Genomic DNA, 6286 nt, shown 5'->3' with positions numbered 1-6286 from the left:
GTGGGGGGGCTCGCCGGCCCCGTCGCCTCGGGGGTGCGGGCGGGGGCCGCGGCCCGCCCCCGGCGGGTCGGGGCGCTCGGGGCGGACGCCCCCCCCGGGCCGGCCCCCTGGGGCGGGGCCGCCCGGGCCGCCTACGAGCCGGGCCGCACCAGGCCCGTCTCGTAGGCGGTCACCACGGCCTGCACGCGGTCGCGCGCGTCGAGCTTGGCCAGGATCCGGCCCACGTGCGTCTTGACCGTCGCCTCGGCGACGAACAGGTCCGCGGCGATCTCCGTGTTGGACCGGCCGCGTGCCATCAGCACCAGCACCTCGCGCTCGCGGCCCGTCAGCCCCGCCAGCGCCTCCTGCGGGCCCGCCGCCTCCTCCGGCGGCAGCGCCGTGACCAGCCGCTCCATCAGCCGCCGCGTGGACGACGGCGCGATCACCGCGTCGCCCTGGTGCACCGTGCGGATCGCGGTGAGCAGCTCCTCCGGCTGGGCGTCCTTGAGCAGGAACCCGCTGGCGCCGGCCCGGATCGCGTCCAGCACGTACTCGTCCAGGTCGAACGTCGTGAGCACGACGACGCGGGGGTCGCCCGCCGCGACACCGCCGTCGCCCAGCAGCGCCCTCGTCGCGGTCAGGCCGTCCATGCCCGGCATGCGCACGTCCATCAGCACCACGTCGGACACCGTCCGCGCGAGCATGCGCACCGCGTCCCGGCCGTCGTCGGCCTCGACCACCACCCGCAGGTCCGGCTGGGAGTCGATCACCATCCGCAGGCCCGCGCGGACCAGCGGCTGGTCGTCGACCAGGGCCACCCGTACGGGGGCGTCCAGGGCGTCAGTCATCGTTCTCCTCGGTCGTCGTGCTCGGTTCGGTGGTGGCCGGGCCCGCCGCCGCGGGTTCGGCGGGCTCAAGGGTGCCCGCGGTCGCGGGGCGTTCGGCGCGCGGGATCGGCACGACGAACCGGACCGAGAACCCGCCGCCCCGGCGCGGACCCGCCGTCAGCGTCCCGCCGAACATCTCGGCGCGCTCCCGCATGCCCAGCAGGCCGTACCCGGCCGAGGGCTGCTCCGCGGGGTCGGCCGAGCCGGCGGCCGCGAGGCCGCGGCCGTCGTCGTCCACGCGCAGCTCCACCTCCTCCTCGCCCCAGCACAGCAGCATGGTGACGGCGGGACGGGGCCCGGCGTGCTTGCGCACGTTGGTGAGCGCCTCCTGGCACACGCGGAACAGCGTGAGCCCGACGCCGGGCGGCAGCCGCCGCTCGACGCCCACCCGCGCCCAGGAGACCCGCAGGCCGTCGTCGCGGGCCTGGTCCACGAGGTCGCGCAGGTTCGTGACGTCCGGCTGGGGGCGCAGGGGCGCCGCGCCGTCCGCCGGGGACGGCGTCGCCGGGCGGGCGCCCCCGGCGTCCGGGGCCGCCGGGGTGCTCCCGGTGGTCGGTCGAGGGCGGGCGCGGGCCACGCCGGCGGGGGCCACCAGGCCCAGCGGCGTCGAGCCCCGGTCCGGGCCCTCCCGCAGCACGCCCAGCAGGCGCCGCATGTCGGCCAGCGCGGCCCGTCCGGTCTCCGCGATCGTGCCGAGGGCACGCTCAGCGGCGGCCGGGTCGGCGGCCGCGGCGTACCGGCCGCCGTCGGCCTGCGCGATGACCACGGACAGGGAGTGGGCCACGATGTCGTGCATCTCGCGTGCGATGCGGGCCCGCTCGGCGGCCGTGGAGATCTGGGCCTGCTGGTCGCGCTCGATCTCGAGGCGCTCGGCGCGGTCGCGCATGGCGACGAGCATCGACCGCCGCGACCGGCGGACCAGGCCGAACGCGAAGGAGCAGGCCAGGAACGTCACGATCACCACGACCGTGCCCGCGATCGGGCCGAAGTCCGGCGAGTAGTCCGAACCCTGGTACTGGAACCACATCACCGCGCCCACGGTCAGCGGGCCGACCACTGCCATCCCGCACGCCATCAGGTACGCCCAGCGGGGCCCGTAGACGGTGATGCAGTACATCGACACCAGCACGGCCAGGTCGGCGGGCACCAGCACCGGGACGCGGAAGGCGATGAGCTGCACCATGCACACCACGAAGACGGCGACGCACGAGGCGACCGGTCGGGTGCGGCACCAGGCGAGCGGCGCGACCACCGCGGCGGAGATCAGGGCGGCCTTGGTGGCCGACAGGTAGTAGGGGGCGCTGTCGCCCGCGGTGACCGCCACGACGAGCACCGCCAGCACCGTGATGACGAGGTCCACCACGAACCGGTACCGCTCGGACCAACCCGCCCACCGTTCGTACCAACCCATGCAGGTCAGAGTAGGTGGAACCGTTGCGCCGGCGCGTCATACCGTGGTAGCACTTGCGCCATGGCGGTGTCAGCCGAAAGGATTCGGTACGAGCCCTGTCAAGAGGCGTGACCGGGTAGCGCCAGAGCGTCGGTTATGCCCTACGATGGCGAAATGACTCACGTACTCCTAGCCGAGGACGACCCGGCCATTGCCGAGCCGTTGGCACGAGCGCTCTCCCGTGAGGGATACGACGTCGTCGTGCAAGGAACCGGCAAAGGTGCGATCGAGAGCTCGACCGGTGCGGACATCGTAGTTCTGGACCTGGGCCTTCCCGACATGGACGGGCTCGATGTCGCGCGCGAGATCAGGGCCAATGGCCTCACCGTTCCCGTCCTGGTGCTGACCGCCCGCGCCGACGAGGTCGACCTCGTCGTGGGCCTTGACGCAGGTGCCGACGACTACGTCACCAAGCCCTTCCGCCTGGCCGAGCTGCTCGCCCGCGTGCGGGCGCTGCTGCGCCGTTCGCACGGCGAGACCGGCGAGGAGGAGGAGCTGCACGCGCAGGACGTCCGCGTCGACGTCTCCGCGCACCGCGCCTTCCAGGGCGACCGCGAGCTGCACCTGACCACCAAGGAGTTCGACCTGCTGCGCGTGCTCGTGCAGAACGCCGGCTCCGTCGTCGTCCGCGACACCCTGATGCGCGACGTGTGGGGCTCCGACCCGGTCGGTTCCACCAAGACGCTGGACATGCACGTGTCCTGGCTGCGCCGCAAGCTCGGTGACGACGCCAACGCCCCGCGCTACGTCTCCACCGTGCGTGGCCTCGGCTTCCGTTTCGAGATCGGGGCGAGCTAGCCAGATGCGCGCCCGCGTACTGCAGGCGACGATCGCCGCGGTTGCGGTCGCGGTCCTGCTCCTGGGCATCCCGCTCGCGATCTTCGGTGCCCGCTACATCTACGGCCAGGAAGTTCAGCGGGTCGAGACCCGGGCGCAGGACCTCCTGGCTTCCTCCGTCAACTCCTACGAGCGCAACCGCTCGGCCGCCGAGGCCGGGTTCGTCGACCAGTCGGTCGTCGACCGCGCCGTGCAGCCGCAGGGCAACGACATCGTCGCCTACGTGACGGTGAACCAGCCGAACGGCGAGCAGCTCGTCTCGGGCGAGCCCGTGGCCGGTGCCACCATCGACCGCGGGCTCACGTCCGAGGAGCAGCCCGTCATGGGCGTGGTGGTCTCCGTCTCGGCCTGGCCGGCGTACATCAAGGCGATCAACGTCGTGGTGCTCGTCGTGTTCGGCAGCGTGGGGGCGTTCGCCGCCGGCGCGGTCACGGCGGCCTGGCAGGCCAACCGGCTGGCGCAGCCGTTCGTGTACCTCGCGGCGTCGGCGGAACAGCTCGGCGCGGGACAGGTGCGTCCACGGCTGGATCCCTCCGGTGTGGAGGAGATCGACCTGGTGGCGGCCGAGCTGGCCCGCAGCTCGGACCGGCTCGCGGCGCGGCTCGCCGTGGAGCGGCAGTTCACCTCGGACGCCTCGCACCAGCTCCGCACGCCGCTGACGGCGCTCACGATGCGCCTGGAGGAGATCACGCTCACCTCCAGCGAGCCCGACGTGCAGGAGGAGGCCCGGATCTCCCTCGAACAGGTGGAACGCCTGGTCGGGGTGGTCGACGACCTGCTCGCCCGCTCGCGGCGCGCGCAGGGCGGCACCACGGAGTCCGTGGACGTCGCCGTCGTCTTCCTCCAGCAGGAGGAGGAGTGGCGCGAGTCCTTCGAGCGCGCAGGCCGGCACCTGAACGTCGAGGACTCGGGCGGCGCCCGCGTCCTGGCCACCCCCGGTGCCCTGGCCCAGGTGCTGTCCACGCTGCTGGAGAACTCGCTCAAGCACGGCGGCGGCACCACGACCCTCCGGATCCGCGAGGGCCAGCGCGGCGCCATGGCCGTCGAGGTCACGGACGAGGGCGAGGGCGTGCCCGAGGACATGCAGGGCAAGATCTTCGAGCGGGGCGTCACGTCCGGCGCGGGGACCGGCCTGGGCCTCGCCCTGGCGCGTGACCTCGTCGCCGCCGACGGCGGGAACCTGCAGCTCACCCAGCGCACGCCGCCGGTGTTCTCGGTGTTCCTGTCGGGCGTGCCGAAGACCCTCGACCCGCACCAGGTGCTGCCGGTGGGGTCGAAGATCTCCACCCTCGGTCAGAAGAAGGTGCGCGGCCGCCGGTAGGCTTCACCGACGTGAGCGCAACAGATTCCACTCAGTCCGGCCCGCCCGTCGTCGCCGTCGTGGGCGGCGGGCAGCTGGCCCGCATGATGGCCCCCGCCGCCGGAGAGCTGGGCATCCGGCTGCGCGTCCTGGTCGAGGACCCGGCGTCGTCCGCGGCGCAGGTCGTCACCGACGCCCCGGTGGGCGTCGCGTCCGACGAGGCCGCGATCCGCGCCCTGATCGCGCCGGACGGCGACCGCTCCGCCGCCGTGCTCACGTTCGAGCACGAGCACGTGCCGAACGCGCTGCTCACGGACCTGATCGAGCACGGCACGCCCGTGCGCCCCGGCCCGCACGCGCTGGTGCAGGCGCAGGACAAGATCGTGATGCGGCAGCGGCTGACCGAGCTCGGCGTGCCGTGCCCCCGGTGGGCCCCGCTGCCGGCGTCGTCCCCGGAGGAGGGGCGGGCCGCCCTGGCGGCCTTCCTCGACGAGGTGGGCGGCAGCGCCGTGGTGAAGACCTCCCGCGGCGGCTACGACGGCAAGGGCGTGCGGGTGGTCACCTCCCCGGACGACGTCGCCGACTGGTTCGCCGCGGTGGCCGACGGCGGCCCGCAGCTCCTGGTCGAGGAGAAGGTGCCGTTCACGCGGGAGCTCGCGGCGCTGGTGGCCCGCCGCCCGTCGGGCGAGGTGCGGCCGTGGCCCGTCGTGGAGTCGATCCAGCGCGACGGCGTCTGCTCCGAGGTGATCGCCCCCGCACCGGGCCTGTCCGCCGAGCTGGACGCCCAGGCCCGCGAGATCGCGACCACGGTGGCCGAGGGCCTGGACGTGACCGGTGTGCTGGCCGTCGAGCTGTTCGAGGTCCCCGGGCCCGACGGGACGCCGACGGTGGTGGTCAACGAGCTCGCGATGCGCCCGCACAACAGCGGGCACTGGACCATCGACGGCGCCGTGACCAGCCAGTTCGAGCAGCACCTGCGCGCGGTCCTGGACCTGCCGCTCGGCGCCGCCGAGCCGACGGCCACCTGGACCGTCATGGCGAACGTGCTGGGCTCGACGCTCGACGAGCTCACCGACGCGCTGCCGGACGTGCTCGCCGCGTTCCCCGAGGCGCGCGTCAACCTGTACGGCAAGGGCATCCGGCCGGGCCGCAAGCTGGGGCACGTGAACGTGAGCGGCGACGACCTGGCCGAGGTCCGGCGCCGTGCGGTCGCGGCCGCGGCGCTGCTGCGCGGCGATTCGCGGGTCGAGCCTGTCGAGACCATCACCACGGAAGAGGCGAACGCATGAGCACCAACCCGCAGGTCGGCATCGTCATGGGGTCGGACTCCGACTGGCCCGTCATGCAGGCGGCGGCCGAGGCGCTGGACGAGCTCGGCGTGCCGGTCGAGGTCGACGTCGTCTCCGCGCACCGCATGCCCACCGAGATGATCGACTACGGCCGCCAGGCCGCGGACCGCGGGCTGCGCGTGATCATCGCGGGCGCGGGCGGCGCGGCGCACCTGCCCGGCATGCTGGCGTCGGTGACGCCGCTGCCCGTGATCGGGGTGCCGGTGCCGCTCAAGTACCTCGACGGCATGGACTCGCTGCTCTCGATCGTGCAGATGCCGGCCGGCGTGCCGGTCGCCACGGTGTCGATCGGCGGGGCGCGCAACGCGGGCCTGCTGGCGGCGCGCATCCTCGGCTCCGGGGCGGGCGACGAGGCGGCGGCGCTGCGGGAGCGCATGGTGGCGTTCCAGGCCGAGCTGAGCGCGGTGGCGCACGCCAAGGGCGAGAAGCTGCGCGCCCAGCGCTGACCCCTGACGTGTCAGACGCCCAGGTCCCTCGAGGGACC

At 74.1% G+C, this 6286-nt stretch carries 6 protein-coding genes; 4 read left to right on the top strand and 2 right to left on the bottom strand.

Going from position 1 to position 6286, the window contains the following annotated elements; all coding sequences use genetic code 11:
- Window positions 1-131: 131 nt before the first annotated feature.
- Both ACFU5G_RS28430 and ACFU5G_RS28425 read right to left on the bottom strand, forming a co-directional pair.
- Window positions 132-827, bottom strand: a complete 696-nt coding sequence (locus ACFU5G_RS28430; RefSeq protein WP_377252221.1) for a response regulator — start codon at window positions 825-827, stop codon at window positions 132-134.
- Complete coding sequence (locus ACFU5G_RS28425; protein WP_377252219.1) at window positions 820-2277, bottom strand: sensor histidine kinase; 1458 nt, start codon at window positions 2275-2277, stop codon at window positions 820-822. The genes ACFU5G_RS28430 and ACFU5G_RS28425 overlap by 8 nt, the downstream gene beginning before the upstream one ends.
- A 153-nt stretch (window positions 2278-2430) precedes the next feature.
- Between ACFU5G_RS28425 and ACFU5G_RS28420 the strand changes: the two genes are divergently transcribed.
- From ACFU5G_RS28420 to purE, 4 genes are read left to right on the top strand one after another with little or no spacing between them, the layout of a single operon-like run.
- Window positions 2431-3114, top strand: a complete 684-nt coding sequence (locus ACFU5G_RS28420) for a response regulator transcription factor (protein WP_026366105.1) — start codon at window positions 2431-2433, stop codon at window positions 3112-3114.
- A gap of 4 nt (window positions 3115-3118) precedes the next feature.
- Entirely contained in the window at window positions 3119-4474 is a 1356-nt protein-coding gene (locus tag ACFU5G_RS28415; protein ID WP_377252217.1) for a sensor histidine kinase, read from the top strand.
- Window positions 4475-4485: 11 nt separating this feature from the next.
- Window positions 4486-5742 (top strand): 5-(carboxyamino)imidazole ribonucleotide synthase, encoded by a 1257-nt coding sequence (locus ACFU5G_RS28410; RefSeq protein ID WP_377252215.1) that lies wholly within the window; start codon window positions 4486-4488, stop codon window positions 5740-5742.
- Window positions 5739-6248 (top strand): 5-(carboxyamino)imidazole ribonucleotide mutase, encoded by a 510-nt coding sequence (gene purE, locus ACFU5G_RS28405; protein WP_377252213.1) that lies wholly within the window; start codon window positions 5739-5741, stop codon window positions 6246-6248. The genes ACFU5G_RS28410 and purE overlap by 4 nt, the downstream gene beginning before the upstream one ends.
- Window positions 6249-6286: the final 38 nt, after the last annotated feature.

It is taken from the genome of Promicromonospora sp. NPDC057488 (assembly GCF_042802395.1).
In the GTDB taxonomy this organism is placed as follows: Bacteria; Actinomycetota; Actinomycetes; order Actinomycetales; family Cellulomonadaceae; genus Promicromonospora.
Note: the sequence above shows the minus strand (reverse complement) of the source record. Positions and strands in the feature narration are given on the sequence as shown.

Excerpts from the sequence above, each read along its gene's own strand:
- ACFU5G_RS28420 (WP_026366105.1), top strand. The coding sequence starts at position 2,431 with ATGACTCACGTACTCCTAGCCGAGGACGACCCGGCCATTGCCGAGCCG.
- ACFU5G_RS28430 (WP_377252221.1), bottom strand. The coding sequence starts at position 827 with ATGACTGACGCCCTGGACGCCCCCGTACGGGTGGCCCTGGTCGACGAC.
- ACFU5G_RS28415 (WP_377252217.1), top strand. The coding sequence starts at position 3,119 with ATGCGCGCCCGCGTACTGCAGGCGACGATCGCCGCGGTTGCGGTCGCG.
- purE (WP_377252213.1), top strand. The coding sequence starts at position 5,739 with ATGAGCACCAACCCGCAGGTCGGCATCGTCATGGGGTCGGACTCCGAC.
- ACFU5G_RS28425 (WP_377252219.1), bottom strand. The coding sequence starts at position 2,277 with ATGGGTTGGTACGAACGGTGGGCGGGTTGGTCCGAGCGGTACCGGTTC.